Raw genomic sequence first — 19,830 nt, 5'->3', positions numbered from 1 at the left:
GTTCGACCGCTGCATCGCAACGCCGGACATGATGCCGCTGGTCGGCCGTCTGGGCAAGATCCTCGGCCCGCGCAACCTGATGCCGAACCCCAAGGTCGGCACGGTGACGATGGACGTGGCCACGGCCGTGGCCAACGCCAAAGGCGGCGAAGTGCAGTTCAAGGTCGAGAAGGCCGGGATCATCCACGGCGGCGTCGGCAAGGTTTCGTTCGAAACCGCCAAGCTGGCTGAAAACATCCGTGCCTTTGTCGATGCGGTCAGCCGCGCCAAACCGACCGGGGCCAAGGGCACCTACCTCAAGAAGGTGTCGCTGTCCTCGACCATGGGCCCGGGCGTCAGCGTCGATCTGTCGTCGGCCACGGCGAAGTGATTTGTCTTTCGGTGGGCCCTGCGCCTACCTGCTGAATCCTCGTCCTTGCAAGGGGGCGGGATGACGGGGCCGGAAACGGCCCTGTCCTGTCCGAGACGGAGGGTGCGCCGGTTCGCCGGGGCTTAATGGCCTTCCCGAGATGGGAAACGGGAACGGAATTCCGGGGCACCATGCCTCGGGCGATCTGGCTCTCGGGACCCTGAAACGGACCCGACCGCCTGCCACCCGGCAGGCGACAACGAGCCGGGGGGAAACCCCCAAACTTGGAGTGAACCTGTGGATAGAGCCCAGAAAGAGACCGTGGTCGAGGAACTCGGCCAGATCTTCGCAAGCTCTGGCGTCGTGGTGGTTGCCCACTACGAAGGCATGACGGTTGCTCAGATGCAGGCCCTGCGCGCGGAAATGCGTTCCGTGAACGGGGGCGTTCGCGTCGCCAAGAACAAGCTCGCCCAGATCGCCCTTGAAGGCAAGCCCGGTGAGGGCATGGCCGCACTTCTCAAGGGCATGACCGTGTTTGCCTATTCGGAAGATCCCGTCGCTGCGGCGAAGATCTGCGAAGGCTATGCCAAGAAGAACGACAAGTTCGTGATTCTGGGCGGCGCCATGGGCAACACGGTGCTCGACCCGGCCGGTGTGAAGACCGTGGCCTCGATGCCGTCGCGCGAAGAGCTGATCGCTCAGATCGTGTCCTGCATCGGTGCTCCGGCCTCCAGCATCGCCGGTGCGATCGGCGCGCCTGCGGCGAATATCGCCGGCATCCTCAAGACCCTTGAGGAACGCGAAGCTGCCTGAGACCTCCCCATGCCTTCGGCGTGAGAACCCACGTCGCTGGAACCCCATCTTTGAACGAACGGAACGGAAAAATGGCTGATCTGAACAAACTGGCCGAAGAAATCGTCGGTCTGACCCTGCTGCAAGCGCAGGAACTGAAAACCATCCTGAAGGACAAGTACGGCATCGAGCCCGCCGCCGGCGGCGCCGTGATGGTTGCCGGCCCGGCTGCTGCTGCCGCCCCGGCCGAAGAAGAAAAGACCGAATTCGACGTCGTCCTGACCGATGCCGGCGCCAACAAGATCAACGTGATCAAGGAAGTGCGCGCGATCACCGGTCTGGGCCTGAAGGAAGCCAAGGACCTGGTCGAAGCCGGTGGCAAGGTCAAGGAAGGCATCTCCAAGGCCGACGCCGAAGCGATGAAGAAGAAGCTCGAAGAGGCTGGCGCCAAGGTCGAGCTGAAGTGATCGGGGGCAGGGTGCGCCGTGCATCCTGACCGCTGATACCAGGCCGGGCCCGGAATGTTCCGGGCCCGGCCCGACCTGTCTTGAAGGGGGCGCATCCGCGCCTCGTTCCGGAAAGGTCCGGGTTCGGGAGCCCTCCTTCGGGACGGTGGGCAAGTATTGAACCCCCATCCGCGTTCAAGGCGCGCCGACCGTGGCCCGACGGGGCGGTTGCGCCGGACAAGACGAAAGGTGACCACGAGCATGGCGCAAGCTTATGTCGGCCAGAAGCGTATCCGCCGGTACTACGGCAAGATCCGCGAAGTTCTGGAGATGCCGAACCTCATCGAGGTGCAGAAATCCTCCTACGACCTGTTCCTGCGGTCGGGCGACGGCGACAAGCCCCGCGACGGCGAGGGCCTGCAAGGCGTGTTCCAGTCGGTCTTTCCGATCAAGGACTTCAACGACACCGCCACGCTCGAGTTCGTGAAATACGAGCTGGAAAAGCCGAAATACGACGTCGACGAATGCATGCAGCGCGACATGACCTATGCCGCGCCGCTGAAGGTGACGCTGCGTCTGATCGTGTTCGATGTCAACGAGGATACCGGCGCGCGCTCGGTCAAGGACATCAAGGAACAGGATGTCTACATGGGCGACATTCCCCTGATGACCGCGAACGGCACCTTCGTGGTCAACGGCACCGAGCGCGTCGTCGTTTCCCAGATGCACCGCAGCCCCGGCGTGTTCTTCGACCACGACAAGGGCAAGACGCATTCCAGCGGAAAGCTGCTGTTCGCCTGCCGGATCATTCCCTATCGCGGGTCGTGGCTGGACTTCGAGTTCGACGCCAAGGATCTGGTGTTCGCGCGCATCGACCGGCGCCGCAAGCTGCCGGTGACCACCCTGCTCTATGCCTTGGGCATGGATCAGGATGCGATCATGGAAGCCTACTATTCCACAGTGAACTACCGCTATGTGAAGAACAAGGGCTGGGCTACCAAGTTCTTTCCCAAGCGGCTGTCGGGCACGCGGCCGACCTATGACCTGGTCGATGCGGCCACCGGCGAGGTGATCCTGAAGGCCGGCGACAAGGTGACGCCCAAGATGGCCAACATCTGGGCCCGCGAAGGCACCGTGGCCGAATTGCTGGTGCCCTTCGATCATATCCTGGGCAAATTTGTGGCCCGCGACATCATCGACGAAAGCAACGGCGCGATCTGGGTCGAGGCTGGCGACGAGCTGACCTGGGAGCTGGACCGCGACGGCGAGGTGAAGGGCGGCACGGTCAAGACGCTGCTGGATCAGGGCATCACCGACATTCCGGTGCTGGACATCGACAACATCAACGTCGGCCCCTACATCCGCAACACGATGGCCGCGGACAAGAACATGAACCGCGACGGTGCCCTGATGGACATCTACCGCGTCATGCGTCCGGGTGAACCGCCAACGCTGGATGCCGCCGCGGCCCTGTTCGACAGCCTGTTCTTCGACAGCGAGCGTTACGACCTGTCGGCCGTTGGCCGGGTCAAGATGAACATGCGGCTCGATCTGGACGCGCCCGACACCCAGCGCACGCTGCGGCGCGAGGATATCATCGCCTGCATCAAGGGCCTGGTGGAGCTGCGCGACGGCAAGGGCGAAATCGACGACATCGACCACCTCGGCAACCGCCGGGTGCGGTCGGTGGGCGAGCTGATGGAAAACCAGTATCGCGTCGGCTTGCTGCGCATGGACCGCGCGATCAAGGAGCGCATGTCGTCGGTGGAAATCGACACCATCATGCCGCAGGATCTGATCAACGCCAAACCGGCGGCGGCGGCGGTGCGCGAATTCTTCGGCTCCAGCCAGCTTTCGCAGTTCATGGACCAGACCAACCCGCTGTCGGAAGTTACCCACAAGCGCCGTCTTTCGGCGCTGGGGCCCGGGGGCCTGACGCGCGAGCGTGCCGGCTTCGAGGTGCGCGACGTGCATCCGACGCATTACGGCCGGATGTGCCCCATCGAGACGCCCGAAGGTCAGAACATCGGCCTGATCAACTCGCTGGCGACCTTTGCGCGGGTGAACAAGTATGGCTTCATCGAAACCCCCTATCGCAAGGTGCGCGATGGCCAGGTGACCGATGAAGTCGTCTACCTGTCGGCGACCGAGGAAATGCGCCATACCGTGGCCCAGGCCAACGCGGCGCTGGACGAAAACGGGCGGTTCGTGAACGATCTGGTCTCCACCCGGAAGGCCGGCGAATTCATGCTGAACCCGGTCGAGGCGGTGGACCTGATCGACGTGTCGCCCAAGCAGCTGGTGTCGGTGGCGGCCTCGCTGATTCCGTTCCTGGAAAACGATGACGCCAACCGCGCGCTGATGGGGTCGAACATGCAGCGCCAGGCGGTGCCGCTGCTGCAATCGGATGCCCCGTTCGTGGGCACCGGGATCGAAGGTGTCGTGGCCCGCGACTCTGGCGCGGCCATCATGGCGCGCCGCGGCGGCGTGATCGACCAGGTCGATGCCAGCCGTATCGTGGTGCGCGCAACCGAGATGCTGGAACCCGGCGAACCGGGGGTCGACATCTATCGCCTGCGCAAGTTCAAGCGCTCGAACCAGTCGTCCTGCATCAACCAGCGCCCGGTCGTGAAGGTGGGCGATGTGGTGGCCCGCGGTCAGGTGGTGGCCGATGGCCCCTGCACCGATCAGGGCGAACTGGCGCTGGGTCGCAACGTGGTCGTGGCCTTCATGCCGTGGAACGGCTACAACTACGAGGACTCGATCCTGATTTCCGAGCGCATCCTGCGCGATGACGTGTTCACCTCGATCCACATCGAGGAATACGAGGTCGCGGCGCGGGACACCAAGCTGGGCCCCGAGGAAATCACCCGCGACATCCCGAACGTCGGCGAAGAGGCGCTGCGCAACCTCGACGAGGCGGGCATCGTCTACATCGGGGCCGAGGTGCAGCCGGGCGACATTCTGGTAGGCAAGATCACGCCCAAGGGCGAAAGCCCGATGACCCCGGAAGAAAAGCTGCTGCGCGCGATCTTTGGCGAAAAGGCCAGCGACGTGCGCGACACCAGCTTGCGCCTGCCGCCCGGCGCCTATGGCACCGTGGTGGAAGTGCGGGTGTTCAACCGGCACGGTGTGGACAAGGACGAACGCGCCCTGCAGATCGAACGCGAGGAAGTCGAACGCCTCGCGCGCGACCGCGACGACGAGCTGGCGATCCTGGAGCGCAACATCTACGCGCGCCTGAAGTCGCTGATCCTGGGCAAGGTCGCGGTCAAGGGGCCGAAAGGCGTCAAGGCCGGGTCCGAGATCACCGAAGATCTGCTGGGCACGCTGAGCCGTGGCCAGTGGTGGCAGTTCGCTGTGGCCGAGGAAGACCTCGCCAAGGAAATCGAGGCGCTGAACGACCAGTTCAACGCGCAAAAGCGTGCGCTGGAGCACCGCTTCGAGGACAAGGTGGAAAAGGTCCGCCGTGGCGACGACCTGCCCCCTGGCGTGATGAAGATGGTCAAGGTGTTCGTCGCGGTGAAGCGCAAGTTGCAGCCGGGCGACAAGATGGCCGGCCGTCACGGCAACAAGGGCGTGGTGTCCAAGGTGGTGCCGATGGAGGACATGCCCTTCCTTGCCGATGGAACCACGGTCGATATCGTGCTGAACCCGCTGGGTGTGCCAAGCCGGATGAATGTCGGTCAGATTTTGGAAACCCACATGGGCTGGGCCGCGCGCGGCCTGGGGATGAAGATCGACGAGGCGCTGGCCGATTACCGCCGCTCGGGTGATCTGACCCCGGTGCGCGAGGCGATGCGGTTGGCATACGGCAACGAGACCTATGACGAGGCGTTCGGCGACATGTCCGAGGCGGACTTCCTTGAAAGTGCCGACGCGGTGCGCGGCGGCGTGCCGATCGCCACGCCGGTCTTCGACGGGGCCAAGGAAGCCGACGTCAACGACGCTCTGCGGCGCGCCGGGTTTGACCAGTCGGGCCAGTCGATCGTGTTCGACGGCCGCACGGGCGAGCGTTTCGCGCGCCCCGTGACCGTGGGCGTCAAGTATGTGCTGAAGCTTCACCACCTGGTCGACGACAAGCTGCATGCGCGTTCGACCGGGCCCTACAGCCTCGTGACCCAGCAGCCGCTGGGCGGCAAGGCGCAGTTCGGCGGCCAGCGTCTTGGCGAGATGGAGGTCTGGGCACTGGAAGCCTACGGTGCGGCCTACACCCTGCAGGAAATGCTGACGGTGAAGTCGGACGACGTGGCAGGCCGGACCAAGGTCTATGAGTCGATCGTCAAGGGCGAAGACAACTTCGAAGCCGGGGTGCCGGAATCCTTCAACGTGCTGGTGAAGGAAGTCCGCGGCCTGGGCCTGAACATGGAACTCCTGGATGCGGAGGAGGAGTAGGCGCACGTCGGGCTGAGGCCCGACCGACGTAGGGCGGGGCTTGCCCCGCCCCCTCTCCACCGCACCTTTTCAAGGAAACGGACATGAACCAGGAAATCACCTCGGCTGGCAACGGCAACCCGTTCAACCCGATGGCGCAACCCAAGACCTTCGACGAGATCAAGATCTCGCTGGCCTCGCCCGAGCGGATCCTGTCTTGGTCTTACGGCGAGATCAAGAAGCCCGAAACCATCAACTACCGCACGTTCAAGCCCGAACGCGACGGCCTGTTCTGCGCGCGCATCTTCGGGCCGATCAAGGACTACGAGTGCCTTTGCGGCAAATACAAGCGCATGAAGTATCGCGGCGTCGTCTGCGAAAAGTGCGGCGTCGAGGTGACGCTGCAAAAGGTGCGCCGCGAACGGATGGGCCATATCGAACTGGCCGCGCCGGTCGCGCATATCTGGTTCCTGAAATCGCTGCCCAGCCGCATCGGCCTGATGCTGGACATGACGCTGCGCGATCTGGAGCGCATTCTCTATTTCGAAAACTATGTCGTCATCGAGCCGGGTCTGACCGACTTGACCTATGGCCAGCTGCTGACCGAGGAAGAATACCTCGACAAGCAGGACCAGTGGGGCGCCGACAGCTTTACCGCCAACATCGGCGCCGAAGCGATCCGCGAGATGCTGGCGATGATCGACCTGCAGGCCGAGGCCGAAAAGCTGCGCGAGGAGCTGAAGGAAGCCACCGGCGAACTGAAGCCGAAAAAGATCATCAAGCGCCTGAAGGTAGTGGAGCATTTCCTCGATTCCGGCAACCGCCCGGAATGGATGGTGTTGACTGTACTGCCGGTGATCCCGCCGGAACTGCGCCCGCTGGTGCCGCTCGATGGCGGCCGTTTCGCCACCTCGGACCTGAACGACCTGTACCGCCGCGTTATCAACCGCAACAACCGCCTGAAGCGGCTGATCGAGCTGCGTGCGCCCGACATCATCGTGCGCAACGAAAAGCGGATGCTGCAAGAGGCGGTGGACGCGCTGTTCGACAACGGCCGCCGTGGCCGTGTGATCACGGGCACCAACAAGCGGCCGCTGAAGTCGCTGTCGGACATGCTGAAGGGCAAGCAGGGCCGGTTCCGCCAGAACCTCCTGGGCAAGCGCGTGGACTTCTCGGGCCGTTCGGTCATCGTGACCGGGCCGGAACTCAAGCTGCACCAGTGCGGGTTGCCCAAGAAGATGGCGCTCGAACTGTTCAAGCCGTTCATCTACTCGCGGCTCGAGGCCAAGGGCCTGTCCTCGACCGTGAAGCAGGCCAAGAAGCTGGTCGAGAAGGAGCGCCCCGAGGTCTGGGACATCCTGGACGAGGTGATCCGCGAACACCCCGTGCTGCTGAACCGCGCGCCGACGCTGCACCGCCTGGGCATCCAGGCCTTCGAGCCGATCCTGATCGAGGGCAAGGCGATCCAGCTGCACCCGCTGGTCTGCTCGGCCTTCAACGCCGACTTCGACGGCGACCAGATGGCCGTTCATGTTCCGCTGAGCCTCGAGGCGCAGCTGGAAGCGCGCGTGCTGATGATGTCCACCAACAACGTGCTGTCGCCCGCCAACGGCAGCCCGATCATCGTGCCGTCGCAGGACATGGTGCTGGGTCTTTACTACGTCACCATGGAACGCAAGGGCATGGTCGGCGAAGGCAAGATCTTCCGCGACATCGACGAGGTGGAACACGCGCTTGCCGCCGGCGAGGTGCATCTGCATTCGCGCATCACCGCGCGGATCAAGCAGATCGACAACGAAGGCAACGAGGTCTGGAAGCGCTACGAAACCACCCCGGGCCGGCTGCGGCTGGGCAACCTCTTGCCGCTGAATGCTAAGGCGCCGTTCGACCTGGTCAACCGACTGCTGCGGAAGAAGGACGTTCAGAATGTCATCGACACCGTCTATCGCTACTGCGGCCAGAAGGAATCGGTGATCTTCTGCGACCAGATCATGGGTCTGGGCTTCCGCGAGGCGTTCAAGGCGGGCATCTCGTTCGGCAAGGACGACATGCTGATCCCGCAGAAAAAGTGGGAGATCGTCAACAGCGTCCGCGACCAGGTCAAGGAATTCGAACAGCAGTACATGGACGGCCTGATCACCCAGGGCGAAAAGTACAACAAGGTGGTCGATGCCTGGTCGAAATGCTCGGATGCCGTGGCTGCCGAGATGATGAAGGAAATCTCGGCCGTGCGCGTCGATGACATGGGCGCCGAGAAGGAACCGAACAGCGTCTACATGATGTCGCACTCCGGGGCCCGGGGTTCGCCTGCGCAGATGAAGCAGCTGGGCGGGATGCGCGGGCTGATGGCCAAGCCTTCGGGCGAGATCATCGAGACGCCGATCATCTCGAACTTCAAGGAAGGTCTGACCGTGCTGGAGTACTTCAACTCCACCCACGGTGCCCGCAAGGGCCTGGCCGATACGGCGCTGAAAACCGCGAACTCGGGTTACCTGACCCGCCGTCTGGTGGACGTGGCGCAGGATTGCATCGTGCGCAGCCTGGATTGCGGCACCGACCGCTACATCACCGCCGAAGCCGCGGTGAACGATGGCGAAGTGGTGTCGAGCCTGGCCGAACGGGTGCTGGGCCGCGTGACCGCCGATGACGTCGTCGATCCGGCCACCGGCGAAGTGGTGCTGGCCAAGGGCGTGCTGATCGACGAACGCAAGGCCGACCAGATCGCGGCCTCGGGCGTTGCCTCGGTCAAGATCCGCAGCCCGCTGACCTGCGAGGCCGAAGAAGGCGTCTGCGCCACCTGCTATGGCCGCGACCTGGCGCGCGGCACGATGGTCAACGTGGGCGAGGCCGTTGGTATCATCGCCGCGCAGTCGATCGGCGAACCCGGCACGCAGCTGACGATGCGGACCTTCCACATAGGCGGCATCGCGCAGGGTAGCCAACAGTCGTTCCTCGAAGCGTCGCAGGAAGGCCGGATCGAATACCGCAACCCCAACACGCTGGAAGCTGCAAGCGGCGACCTGATCGTGATGGGTCGCAACATGTCGATTGCCATCATCGACGACAAGGGCCAGGAACGCGCCGTTCACAAGCTGACCTACGGCGCCAAGCTGTTCGTCCGCGAAGGCGAGGGCGTCAAGCGCGGCACCAAGCTGTTCGAATGGGATCCCTACACCCTGCCGATCATCGCGGAAAAGGCCGGCCAGGCCAAGTTCGTCGACCTGATCTCGGGCCTGTCGATCCGCGAGGAAACCGACGAGATTTCCGGCATGACGCAAAAGATCGTGTCCGACTGGCGTTCGGCGCCGCGGGCCAACGACCTGAAGCCGGAAATCATCCTGATGGACCCCGAAACGGGCGACCCCGTGCGCAACGCGCAAGGCAACCCGATCAGCTATCCGATGTCGGTGGACGCCATCCTGTCGGTCGAAGACGGGCAAGAGGTGAAGGCCGGCGACGTGGTGGCGCGTATCCCGCGCGAAGGTGCCCGGACCAAGGACATCACCGGGGGTCTGCCCCGCGTGGCCGAACTGTTCGAGGCCCGTCGTCCGAAGGACCACGCGATCATCGCCGAACTCGATGGCTATGTGCGCTTTGGCAAGGACTACAAGAACAAGCGCCGCATCACCATCGAGCCGGTGGACGAGACCTTGCAGCCGGTCGAATACATGGTGCCCAAGGGCAAGCACATCCCGGTGGCCGAAGGCGACTTCGTCCAGAAGGGCGACAACATCATGGACGGCAACCCGGCCCCGCACGACATCCTGCGGATCAAGGGCATCGAGGCGCTGGCGAACTACCTGATCGACGAAGTGCAGGACGTCTATCGCCTGCAAGGCGTGAAGATCAACGACAAGCACATCGAGGTGATTGTCCGCCAGATGCTGCAAAAGCTCGAGATCACCGAAAGCGGCGATACCACGCTGCTCAAGGGCGAACAGGTCGACAAGTCGGAGCTGGAGGAAGAAAACGCCCGCGTCGCGCTGCGCGGCGGTCGCCCTGCGGCCGGCGAGCCGGTGCTGCTGGGCATCACCAAGGCCAGCCTCCAGACCCGGTCGTTCATCTCGGCGGCGTCGTTCCAGGAAACCACCCGCGTGCTGACCGAAGCCTCGGTGCAGGGCAAGCGCGACAAGCTGGTGGGGCTGAAGGAAAACGTCATCGTCGGCCGGCTGATCCCGGCAGGTACCGGCGGCGCGACCGCGCGCGTCAAGCGCATCGCGGCCGAACGCGACCAGGCGGTGATCGAGGCGCGCCGCGCCGAGGCCGAAGCCGCCGCCGCGCTGGCCGCGCCGATGGAGGTCTTCGATACCGAGGCCGAATCCGGCCTGGTCGATACGGTGGAAAGCCGCGATCTCTGATCGTCGGACCGATGATCCCGAAGGGCCCCGGCGTTTGCGCGCCGGGGCCTTTTTCGTCGGAATGACGGCCGCCAATGGAAAACATCACGCAAATTCATGGGTTGGACGAAATCATTTTCTTGAGTGCGATTTCGCGGCCCGGCACCTTGGCGGCGTCGCCCTGGCCGTGTTAGCGCGGGGCCGGCGCATCCGGGGGGGAAGGTTCGAGCATGCCGATGTCCGACAACTTGCGCGGCGCAGGTTTCATGGTGATCGCCATGACCGCCTTTACCCTCGGCGATGCCTGCATGAAGGGTGTGGCCGCCCAGATGCCGCTGTATCAGGCGGTCACGTTGCGCGGGCTGGTGACGCTGCCCTTGCTGGTGCTGATTGCGCAGTTCAGCGGCGGGCTTGACCTGCGCGCAACGCTGAGGGCCGGGCGCACCGTCTGGTTGCGCGTTCTGGGCGAGGTCGCCTCGACCATCACTTTCTTCATCGCGCTGGTGCAGATGCCGCTGGCGGTGCTGTCGTCCATCCTGCAGGCGCTGCCGCTGGCGGTGACGGCGGGGGCGGCGCTGTTTCTGGGCGAAAGGGTAGGCTGGCGGCGGGTGGCCGCGATCTGCGTCGGGTTCCTGGGGGTGCTGCTGATCGTGCGGCCGGGGCCGGATGGCATCAACGTCTATGCGCTGGTGGCCCTTGCCTCGGTCGCATTCGTCGTGCTGCGCGATCTGGCGACGCGGCGTCTGCCGGCATCGGTGCCTTCGACGACGATGGCGTTTCTTTCGGCGCTGTCGGTCACCGTGGTGGGGGCTGTGCTGTCGCTGGCCGAGCCCTGGCAGCCGGTGCCGCAATCAGGATACGTGTTGCTGCCTCTGGCGGGGGTATTCGTGGTGACGGGCTATATCTTCATCATCCGGGTGATGCGGGTGGGCGAGGTCAGCTTTACCACCCCCTTCCGCTACACGTCGCTGCTGGTGGCGCTGGTGCTGGGCTGGGTGTTCTTTGGCGAATGGCCCGACGGCATCACCCTGCTTGGGGCGGCCATCGTCGTGGCCTCGGGCCTGTTCACCCTGTTGCGCGAGGCACGCTTGCGCCGAGCGCGTGTCGCCTGACCTGCGCGAGGGCTTGACCTTGCGCATCAAACCCTGCGCAAATGCGCCGCAATGGGCCGCTTGCCCGGCCCGGAATTGACAAAGGATTGCTTCGTGCCCGTCATGCCCATGTTTCGCACCCTGACCGCGTTTGCATTTGCGGCCGCACTTGCCGCCTGTGCGGCCCCGCCGGCCCCTCCGGCAGCGCCGCCCGAGGTGCCGGGCTACGGCACGGTCGAGGATGGCGGGTTCACCATTGCCGCAGTGCCGGAAAGCTATGTGCCCGAGGAAAACCGCCGGGCGACCGTGGCCTATGCCGGGCCGGAGAAACCCGGCACCATCGTGATCGATCCGACGGTGAAATACCTGTATCTGGTTACTGCCGAAGGTCAGGCCGACCGCTATCGCATCGCTGTAGGGGCCGAGGGGCGTGGCCTGCGGTCGACCACCTATGTCGGGCGCAAGGCGGAATGGCCCTACTGGACCCCGACCGCCAACATGGTGCGCACGCAGCCCGAGAAATACGCGGCCCTTGCAGGGGGCATGGGGCCGGGGCCGGACAACCCGCTGGGCGCGCGGGCGCTGTATCTCTACCGCAGCGGCAAGGATACGATGTTCCGTATCCACGGCACGGGCGACTACACCTCGATCGGCAATGCCACGTCGGCGGGCTGCATCCGGCTTTACAACCAGGACATCCTTGACCTTTACACCAAGGTTCCGGTTTCGACGACGGTGAAGGTGCGCAGCGTCGCAGAATCGCGCAAGATCGAAGGCGACGCAGCGGTGGATGCCGCGCTGGAAAAGGAAGCGGCAACGCCGATCAACTGATCGGGCAAGGCGCGCCCTCTTGCCGCGCAGGGCAACGGAAAAAGGCGGGGCCATGCCCCGCCTTTGGTCTTTCGCCGCCCGCCCCCCGGTTCAGGCGAGGATGACGTATTCCTTCAGGGTGGTTTCCACGACGGTCCAGACCCCGCGGAAGCCTGGGCGGATGACCCAGGAATCGCCGCCGCGCAAATGCGTTTCCGCCCCGGCCGCGTCGGTCAGGATGCTGTGGCCGGACAGGATGCGGATGTATTCCCATTCGGTGTAATCCACCCGCCAGGCCCCGGCGGTGGATTGCCACAGCCCCGCGTAAAGCCCGCCCCGCTCCTCGATGTTCCAGGTGATATGCACGGGGTCGCCCGCCACGACCTTTTCGGGATCGGGGCGGGCAACTTCGGGTTCGATGCCGTCGCGTGTGACGGGGACAAGGTGCATGGGCGGCGCGATCAGTCGGCCCAACGCATCGCGGCCAGGTCGACCACCGGCGCCGGCGAGTTCAGCCACAGCCCTTCCAGCTTGGCGTTTGCCACCCCGGCCTTGGCCAGCTGGAACAGATAGCCGTTGACGTAGTCGTCGGCGATCATCTTTTGCGCGGCCTTGTTCAGCTCGGACCGCTTGGCCGGGTCGACCGTCACCGCCAGTTCGTCCATGATCGCCTTGAACTCGGGCTTGCCATACTGGAAGTAGTAGTCGGGACGGGCGTAGATGCCGATATCGGCCGGTTCGACGTGGCTGACGATGGTCAGGTCAAAGTCCTTTCCCTTGAACACCTGTTCCAGCCACTGTGCCCATTCCACGTTGATGATCTCGGTCTCGATCCCGACCGCGCGCAGTTGCGAGGCGATGATCTCGCCCCCGCGGCGGGCGTAGGTGGGCGGCGGCAGGTGCATGCGCAGTTTCAGGCCGGAAACGCCGGCTTCGGCCAGCAGGGCCTTGGACTTTTCCGGGTCGTAGGCCGATTGCGCGGTCAGGTCGACATAGTCGGGGTGATGCGGGGCGAAATGCGTGCCGATCGGCGTGCCGTAGCCGAACATCGCGCCGTCGATGATTTCCTGCCGATTGATGGCATGGGCAATCGCCGCGCGGACCTTCACGTTGTCCAGCGGCGGCTGCTTGTTGTTGATGCCCAGGATGGTTTCGCCTTCGGTCGAGCCTTGCAGCACCTTGAAACGGCTGTCGCCTTCGAACTGGGCCAGCGTTTCGGGCGCCGGGAACACCGGGAAGACGTCGATATCCTCGGACATCATCGCGGCAAAGGCTGCCGTCGGGTCGGCGATGACCTTGAACACCGCCTTGGGGATCGAGGGTTTTTCGCCCCAGTAATCGGGGTTGGCCACCAGCTCGATCCGGTCGCCCTGCACCCACTGGCCAAAGCGATAGGGGCCGGTGCCCACCGGGTTGGTGGCGTTGGTGGCCACCGACTCGGGCGCCATGATCGAGGCGTCGCCCCAGGCCATGTTGAAGTCGAAGTTGCCCGAAGGCGCCTTCAGCGTGATCCTGACCGTGGCGGGATCGACCACTTCGACGCTTTCGATCGGGGCGAACAGCTGCTTTTGCGCGTTGGTCGAATCGGGCGCCATCGCGCGGTCGAGCGTGAACTTGACATCCTCGGCGTCGAAGGTGGTGCCATCGTGGAACTTCACGCCCTGGCGCAGGGTAAAGGTCCAGACCTTGCCATCGTCGGTCACATCCCACTTTTCGGCCAGCCCCGGCCCGATCGAGCCGTCGGCGTTGAATCGGGTCAGCCCTTCATAGACGTTGAGTTGCGTCACCTCGCGGATCGCGGCGGCCGCGCCGGTGGTCGGGTCCAGGTTCGGCGGTTCAAGCTGCATGCCGATGGTGACGCTGTCCTTGGCCAGGGCGGCGCCGGCCATCAGCGCCAGAATGGCGACCGACAGTTTCAGACGGTGGAACATGGTTTCCTCCTTGAGCGGGCCACGGGGCCCCGATGCAACGCCCATCTCGGCACGGGCGGGTTACAAAAGCAACTCCTTCAGCGTCAGCGCCATCACCCGGGCGCTGTCCATCATGTCGTCCACGCCGACCCATTCGTCGGGCTGATGCGCCAGATCCAGCACGCCCGGACCGTAGGCGATGCAGTTCTTCAGCTTGCCGATGCGGTCGATGTGCTTCTGGTCGTAGGTGCCGGGGGAAACCACGTATTCCGCGTGCTTTCCCAGCACCTTCGCAATAGCCCCGGCCACCGTGCGCACCACGGGCGCCGATGTGTCGGTCATGCTGGGCTGCACCTCGAACAGGTCGCGGATGTCGTATTGAAAGTTCGGGCGCTGCGCCTTGACCCGTTCCAGCACGGCCGAGATTTCCGCCTTCACCTCGCGGATGTCTTCCTCGATCAGGAAACGGCGGTCGAGGATGATTCGGCACCTGTCGGCCACGCAAGGCGCGGGCAAGCCGGTGTAGCCGGGTTCGGGTTCCGGTTCGCCGCCGTGGATCGAGTTGATGTTCAGCGTCGATTGCCGGGCACCAGCGGGAATCACCGGCATTTCGGTATGCTTGGTGGCAAGCAGCGGGTAAAGCTGCGTCTCGATCTCGTGCAGCACGGCACCCATGTGGCGGATCGCGCTGTCGCCCAGAAACGGCATCGACCCGTGGGCGATGCGGCCCTTGGTCTCGATTTCCGCCCACCAGACGCCGCGGTGGCCAAGGCAGATACGGTCCTTGTGCAGCGGTTCGGGGATGATGACGTGCTGCACGCGCTCGGGGTTGAAATAGCCCTGCTGCGCCAGGTAGGCCACGCCGCCGAACCCGCCCGATTCCTCGTCGGCGGTGGCGGAAATCTCGATGGCGCCGTTGAATCCGGGGCAGGCGGCGATGAAGGCTTCGGCGGCGACGATGCTGGCGGCGAGGCCCCCCTTCATGTCGCACGCCCCGCGGCCATAGATGCGCCCGCCATCGAGTTCGCCACCGAAGGGGTCGCGGGTCCAGCCGTGGCCGACCTCGACCACGTCGTGATGGCTGTTGAAATGCACGCAGTCGCCTGGGCTGCCGCCTTCGCGGCGCGCCAGCAGGCTCCAGCGGGGGTAGGCATCGCTGTCGCCCGGTGCGCCGTGGGCGCGGATCAGTTCTGTCGCAAAGCCGTGCCGCCCCAGCCGGGCGGCCAGATAATCGCAGATTTCCCGGTAGTTGCGCCCGGGCGGGTTCAGGGTGGGGATGCGGATCAGATCCTGGGTCAACCGGATCAGATCGTCGCGGCGGGCCGTGATTTCGGCAAGGATGCGGTCTTCGGTCATGCCGGCATGCTGGCGCAGAACCGCGGGCCTCGCAAGGGTCGGAAAGCGGATGACGCAGGGGATGCAATTTGCGATAACATCCCCAAATCCATTTCATCCGTTTTGCCGAGAGGATCCGACATGAGCGATTTCGACGCTGCCATCCGCCAGAGCGAACAGGAAATCGCCAAGGCCCAGGCCAAGATTTCCGCCATCACCGCCCGGGTCGAGGAGGCGCGCGCCAAGATCGCCACCGGCGGGCCGGAGATCGATATCGAGAATGCCACCTTGCAGGATGTGCACCAGCACACCGAACTGATGAACGCCAATATCGCCGAGCTCATCATGGGGCTGGATGACGTGACGGCCGGGTTTTCCAAGGACTTCGACGAGATGCGCTCGAAGACCGGCATGGAAAGCTTCATCGGCTTCTTTTCCTCGGCCAAGGCGGAATCGATGCGGCAGGAACGGATGCGCACCGCCAGCATCGACGCCAAGCTGCAGGATCTGATCGCCAAGTCCGACGTCATCGTGCGCCTGCTGCAAAGCCAGCTCGACCTGCTGAACGGTCAAAAGGCCAAGGTCGAGGGGAATCTGGCCGAAACCCTGACCGAACGCGAAACCGTGGTCGGCACGCTGGAATCGGTGCGGGCCGAGATTGCGGCGATGGACCCCCGCATCATCGAGCTGGAAAACCGCATCTCGATGGAACAGGACGCCGCCGCGCGCACCAAGCTGGAAACCGACCTTGCCGCCCTGAACGCGCGCTACAACGCGCTGGTGCAGGACGAACAGGTCATGCTGGCCAAAAGCCAGACGCTGGAACGCTACATCGAAAAAGGCAAGACCTGGGTGGACAGCCTGACCAACCAGGCGGCGACGCAGCTTGTGCTGATCAACAAGCTTCAGACCGATACCAAGCAGCGCGTGGTGCTGTATGACGCGCTGTCGAAGTCGCTCAAGACCGCGCAGCAGCAGGACGTGGCGCACCGGATCAACGAGATCGGCGTCAAGACCGACCAGGAGGCGCAGGCCGCGATGGCCGCCATCGCCGCGGCCACCAACGACCGCATGGCCGACATGCTGGAAAGCCACGAGGACCACATGGTCTTTGCCGGCAAGGTGCTGGAACAGAAGGCCAAGGCCGACGAACGCTTTGCCCGCCGTTTTGCGAAGATCGTCGAAAAGCACGACAAGAACCGTTACGGGCAAGGCTGAAACGTCATGGCGGATCCCGCCCCCGACCATGCCGAGCTTTACGACGACCTCGCCGCCCGCCGCTACTTTGCCAAGTTCGAGCGGATCACCGCCCACATGCCCGGCATCGCCGCCGAACTGGAACGCGACGGTGCGTTGACCCGGCCCGAAATCCGCATGCTGGGCGGGTATCTGGAGGCTTTGGCGCGCAGCTTTCGGGCCTTGTCGCTGAAATACCTGATGACCGGGCGCGCCGAGGGCCCCGGTTTGCGCGCGCGCCTGGCGTTCGACCGGCACGAAAGCGGCTTTCCGGTGGCGGCAGAGTTGCTGGTCATGGCCACCGACGCCGCCCAGGCGCTGCGGCACCTCGAAGGCATGCCGTCCGAGGCCGAACTGAAGGATCGCATGATCCGCCAGATCGTCGGCGAGCGGACGATTCCCACCGCCTTGCAATACGCGCTGTCGCAGCGGCTTTACCATCAAATGCTGGTGCAAGGCGGGTTGTTCCTTGCGCGCAACGATGTGCAGGCGCAGTGGCTTTCCGAGGAAAACGGCCGCCGCCGCTGGTTGCTGGCCTGGGCGGTTTACGATTCGCTCGTCAACCTGCCGGTGGTCTACCTGCTGGAATGCACCGACTCCGGGCGCACGCCCTTGCCCAAGGACGAACGCCGCTGGCCTGCGGTGCAGGCGCATCTGATGGCGCAGTCGTTGAACGGGCTGAAGCTGCTGACGATTGCGCAAGGCTTCGATACCGATTTCGACGACCTGCACCCCAAGCGGCTGAAGCGGCTGCACCTTGGCCCGATGTATTCCGGCGCCTTCACCTTGCAGTCGGGCCCCATCGGCGAGGTGCTGGCCGAAGCGCGCCCCCCCGAAGGTCAGGACTGGGCGCTGGTCTGGACGCTGAAGCGGCTGGAGGCCACCGGAGTGCGCAGCGAAAAGACCGGCTGGTTTTCCAGAGCTGAGCGGCAGCTGTTCGCGCTCGATCCCTTCATGGGGCGCGGGGCCGAAACCGGCGCCACCGCGACGCAACGCTACGTCATCCTGCCCGAAAGGCCCTATCAGGTGCTGTCCGACCGCGATCCGCCGGGCTTTCGCAATGTCATCCGGTTCGTCGTCGGCGATGGCGGCCGCGTGCTGAGGGCCGTCTAGATGCGCGGGCCTGCCCCCCGCAACCGGGCGACCTGCCCCGGACCGTTCTGCCAGTAACAAGGTTTGCCCATGTCCAGCCCCCGCGACACGATGGAACTGCGCGAAGACACCATTCGCGGGCATTATCCCGCGGCTCTGGGCCTGTTGCAGGGCTTCGACCATGCCCCGCGGCTGGCCACCGCGCGGGCCGAGCCCGTTGCCCCCGAACGCTCGCCGGGCATTCCGGGGCGGGTGTCCCGGTTCCGTTCGACCACGCCGGGTCTTGTGACGCGCGCCACGACCCGCCCGGGTGCCGTGCGGCTGCTCGACCGGCTGGACAGCGCCACTGACGACGGCCTGCCAACCCCCGCCACCGCCGCCGCCGCCCAAGCCCTGCGCCGGGCGCTGGCGGTCGCGCTGGCGATGGGCGAAACCCTGGCCGAGCGGACGGGCCTGACCGAGCTGAAGAAAGCCAACCTGGAAAACCGCCTGCCCGAACCCCGCCGGCCCGAGTTCACCGAACTGCTGGCCGCCGAAGCGCTGGTGGTGCTGCACGTCTTCGGCAACGCGCTGTCCTATCTGATCGCGCCCCATCTGGGCGAAACCTCGGTGGATATCGGCGGCGTCGAGGAGGTGCTGACCGACAATGCTGCCCTGGCGCTGCATGGCGCCTTGTGGGAACTGGATCAGGATCTGGGCGCCTTCGCCAGCGACGAATCGCGGCTGCTGGCGACGCTCGCCGCCTTTGCCGAAGGGCTGATGGCCAAGGTTCAGGCCCGCGCCGAAACGGCCCCACGTCTGGGCGCCTTTGCCGCCGCCAGCTGGCGGGTCGAGGCGGATGGCCTGACGATCGCGGGTTTCGCCCCGGCCCGCAAGGCGCGCGGCACCGCCCTGACCATGGCCTTCAAGAAGCCCGAAGAAGTCATCGGCAACCACATCGCCAAGTATCAGGCGATGAAGCTGGCCAAGATGATGATGGCCTACGACTTCGACCGCAGGCTGAACCCCTTTGCCGAACTGGGCGGCTTCATCTTCACCTTCATGGGCGATGGCGCGCCCGGCACCGGCAAGACGACGCTGATCCAGATGATGGCGGGGCTGCTGAACGATTACTGCAAGGCGGCGGGTTACCCCTTTCGCTATCAGAATTTCAGCATCGACCAGATCGACAGCTATCAGGGCAAGTCGGGCCAGAACGCAAGATCGTTCATTTCGAACATTCTCGATCCGGCCGTCATCGGCTTCGGCACCATCGACGACATCGACCAGATCGCCGGCAAGCGCGGCGACCGCCAGTCTTCGGCCGGGCAGCAGGAAGTGACGGCGGTGTTCATGGAGGCTTTCGCCGGCGCCACTACCGTGGTGCGCGGCAACTGCACCTTCGGCATGTTCTCGAACTTTCCCGAGAATGTCGACGATGCCCTGCGCCAGCGCGCAGGCGCCCGCTTTCTGGTCGATGGCCCGCAAAGCCGCGAGGATTACATCGACATCCTGACCTTGCTGCTGGGCAAGAACCACGCGATCCCGCTGGGCGACCACCAGCTTTACGCAGCCCAGGCCTTGCAACGCGCGGTGGCCGCGAGCTTCGAAGCGCACAACACCCCGCACGAAGAAGGCTTGCGCAAGGTCTGGGACAGGGTTGCGGCCGAACTCGGGCCGCTCGACACGCTGGCGAAGATCGGCACCTATCTCAAGGCGATCCAGTCCGCAGATCCCCGCTTTACGGGACGCGCGATCAAGAACATCACCGATGCGGTCAAGGTGCGCGCGCTGGATGTGGACCTGCCCGATGCGTGGATGGAAAACCCCGAGCTGTTCCTGTTCCAGCCCTATGACCGGAAAAAGGACATGCTGCGAGAGATGATCCGCCCGATCACCGTGGACATGGTCATCCAGGAAATCAACCGCTACGCCGACAGCGAGTTCCGCTATGCCGACAAGTCGGACGAGGTGGCCATCGCGGCGCTGGTGCGCGACATGGGCCGGGCCGAAGAAGCGCGGCGCCGGTATCTGGAGGGTAAGGGATGAAGCCGGCATCCGATCCGGTCGCATGCACCG

The 19,830-nt window shown here is 64.7% G+C and carries 12 protein-coding genes and 1 pseudogene; 10 read left to right on the top strand and 3 right to left on the bottom strand.

Annotated features, from left to right (window positions below; genetic code table 11):
• From ACK4S2_RS01240 to ACK4S2_RS01210, 7 genes and pseudogenes are all read left to right on the top strand, one after another.
• Window positions 1-370: pseudogene (locus tag ACK4S2_RS01240) on the top strand (50S ribosomal protein L1); the annotation flags it as partial.
• 276 nt (window positions 371-646) lie between these two features.
• Window positions 647-1,162, top strand: coding sequence for a 50S ribosomal protein L10 (rplJ, locus tag ACK4S2_RS01235; RefSeq protein WP_409619499.1), 516 nt, complete (start codon window positions 647-649; stop codon window positions 1,160-1,162).
• A gap of 71 nt (window positions 1,163-1,233) precedes the next feature.
• Window positions 1,234-1,608, top strand: coding sequence for a 50S ribosomal protein L7/L12 (rplL, locus tag ACK4S2_RS01230; RefSeq protein WP_409619513.1), 375 nt, complete (start codon window positions 1,234-1,236; stop codon window positions 1,606-1,608).
• A 240-nt stretch (window positions 1,609-1,848) separates the two neighbouring features.
• Entirely contained in the window at window positions 1,849-5,982 is a 4,134-nt protein-coding gene (gene rpoB / locus ACK4S2_RS01225; protein ID WP_409619511.1) for a DNA-directed RNA polymerase subunit beta, read from the top strand.
• A gap of 83 nt (window positions 5,983-6,065) precedes the next feature.
• The gene (rpoC, locus tag ACK4S2_RS01220) at window positions 6,066-10,319 is read left to right on the top strand and encodes a DNA-directed RNA polymerase subunit beta' (RefSeq protein ID WP_409619497.1); all 4,254 of its coding nucleotides are present in this window, start codon (window positions 6,066-6,068) and stop codon (window positions 10,317-10,319) included.
• Window positions 10,320-10,528: 209 nt separating this feature from the next.
• Window positions 10,529-11,410 carry a DMT family transporter gene (locus ACK4S2_RS01215; protein ID WP_409619495.1) on the top strand — a complete coding sequence of 294 codons (882 nt, stop codon included), beginning with the start codon at window positions 10,529-10,531 and terminating at the stop codon, window positions 11,408-11,410.
• 102 nt (window positions 11,411-11,512) lie between these two features.
• Entirely contained in the window at window positions 11,513-12,220 is a 708-nt protein-coding gene (locus ACK4S2_RS01210; RefSeq protein ID WP_409619509.1) for a L,D-transpeptidase, read from the top strand.
• Between the two features lie 90 nt (window positions 12,221-12,310).
• Here the strand turns inward: ACK4S2_RS01210 and ACK4S2_RS01205 are convergent, their stop codons facing one another.
• Genes ACK4S2_RS01205 through ACK4S2_RS01195 form a run of 3 tightly spaced genes read right to left on the bottom strand, consistent with a single transcriptional unit; the run spans window position 12,311 to window position 15,465 of the window.
• Window positions 12,311-12,649, bottom strand: a complete 339-nt coding sequence (locus tag ACK4S2_RS01205; RefSeq protein WP_409619493.1) for a cupin domain-containing protein — start codon at window positions 12,647-12,649, stop codon at window positions 12,311-12,313.
• An 11-nt stretch (window positions 12,650-12,660) separates the two neighbouring features.
• On the bottom strand, window positions 12,661-14,130 hold the full coding sequence (locus ACK4S2_RS01200; protein ID WP_409619492.1) for an ABC transporter substrate-binding protein: 1,470 nt from the start codon (window positions 14,128-14,130) through the stop codon (window positions 12,661-12,663).
• 60 nt (window positions 14,131-14,190) lie between these two features.
• On the bottom strand, window positions 14,191-15,465 hold the full coding sequence (locus tag ACK4S2_RS01195) for an acetylornithine deacetylase/succinyl-diaminopimelate desuccinylase family protein (protein ID WP_409619490.1): 1,275 nt from the start codon (window positions 15,463-15,465) through the stop codon (window positions 14,191-14,193).
• A 120-nt stretch (window positions 15,466-15,585) separates the two neighbouring features.
• On the opposite strand from ACK4S2_RS01195, the gene ACK4S2_RS01190 reads away from it, so the two are divergent.
• The 3 genes from ACK4S2_RS01190 to ACK4S2_RS01180 all read left to right on the top strand — a co-directional run bounded on the left by ACK4S2_RS01190 (window position 15,586) and on the right by ACK4S2_RS01180 (window position 19,800).
• Complete coding sequence (locus ACK4S2_RS01190) at window positions 15,586-16,662, top strand: hypothetical protein (RefSeq protein WP_409619488.1); 1,077 nt, start codon at window positions 15,586-15,588, stop codon at window positions 16,660-16,662.
• Window positions 16,663-16,668: 6 nt separating this feature from the next.
• A complete protein-coding gene (locus tag ACK4S2_RS01185; RefSeq protein ID WP_409619486.1) occupies window positions 16,669-17,793 on the top strand; it encodes a hypothetical protein in 1,125 nt (374 codons plus the stop codon).
• 69 nt (window positions 17,794-17,862) lie between these two features.
• Complete coding sequence (locus tag ACK4S2_RS01180) at window positions 17,863-19,800, top strand: ATP-binding protein (RefSeq protein WP_409619484.1); 1,938 nt, start codon at window positions 17,863-17,865, stop codon at window positions 19,798-19,800.
• Window positions 19,801-19,830: the final 30 nt, after the last annotated feature.

It is taken from the genome of Gemmobacter sp. (assembly GCF_046292685.1).
In the GTDB taxonomy this organism is placed as follows: domain Bacteria; phylum Pseudomonadota; class Alphaproteobacteria; order Rhodobacterales; family Rhodobacteraceae; genus Wagnerdoeblera.
This window is presented reverse-complemented; position numbering and strand designations above follow the sequence as displayed.

Coding starts and splice junctions, on each gene's coding strand:
- ACK4S2_RS01195 (WP_409619490.1), bottom strand. CDS start 15,465: ATGACCGAAGACCGCATCCTTGCCGAAATCACGGCCCGCCGCGACGAT.
- ACK4S2_RS01180 (WP_409619484.1), top strand. CDS start 17,863: ATGTCCAGCCCCCGCGACACGATGGAACTGCGCGAAGACACCATTCGC.
- rplL (WP_409619513.1), top strand. CDS start 1,234: ATGGCTGATCTGAACAAACTGGCCGAAGAAATCGTCGGTCTGACCCTG.
- ACK4S2_RS01200 (WP_409619492.1), bottom strand. CDS start 14,130: ATGTTCCACCGTCTGAAACTGTCGGTCGCCATTCTGGCGCTGATGGCC.
- rpoB (WP_409619511.1), top strand. CDS start 1,849: ATGGCGCAAGCTTATGTCGGCCAGAAGCGTATCCGCCGGTACTACGGC.
- ACK4S2_RS01210 (WP_409619509.1), top strand. CDS start 11,513: ATGCCCATGTTTCGCACCCTGACCGCGTTTGCATTTGCGGCCGCACTT.
- rpoC (WP_409619497.1), top strand. CDS start 6,066: ATGAACCAGGAAATCACCTCGGCTGGCAACGGCAACCCGTTCAACCCG.
- ACK4S2_RS01185 (WP_409619486.1), top strand. CDS start 16,669: ATGGCGGATCCCGCCCCCGACCATGCCGAGCTTTACGACGACCTCGCC.
- ACK4S2_RS01215 (WP_409619495.1), top strand. CDS start 10,529: ATGCCGATGTCCGACAACTTGCGCGGCGCAGGTTTCATGGTGATCGCC.
- ACK4S2_RS01205 (WP_409619493.1), bottom strand. CDS start 12,649: ATGCACCTTGTCCCCGTCACACGCGACGGCATCGAACCCGAAGTTGCC.
- ACK4S2_RS01190 (WP_409619488.1), top strand. CDS start 15,586: ATGAGCGATTTCGACGCTGCCATCCGCCAGAGCGAACAGGAAATCGCC.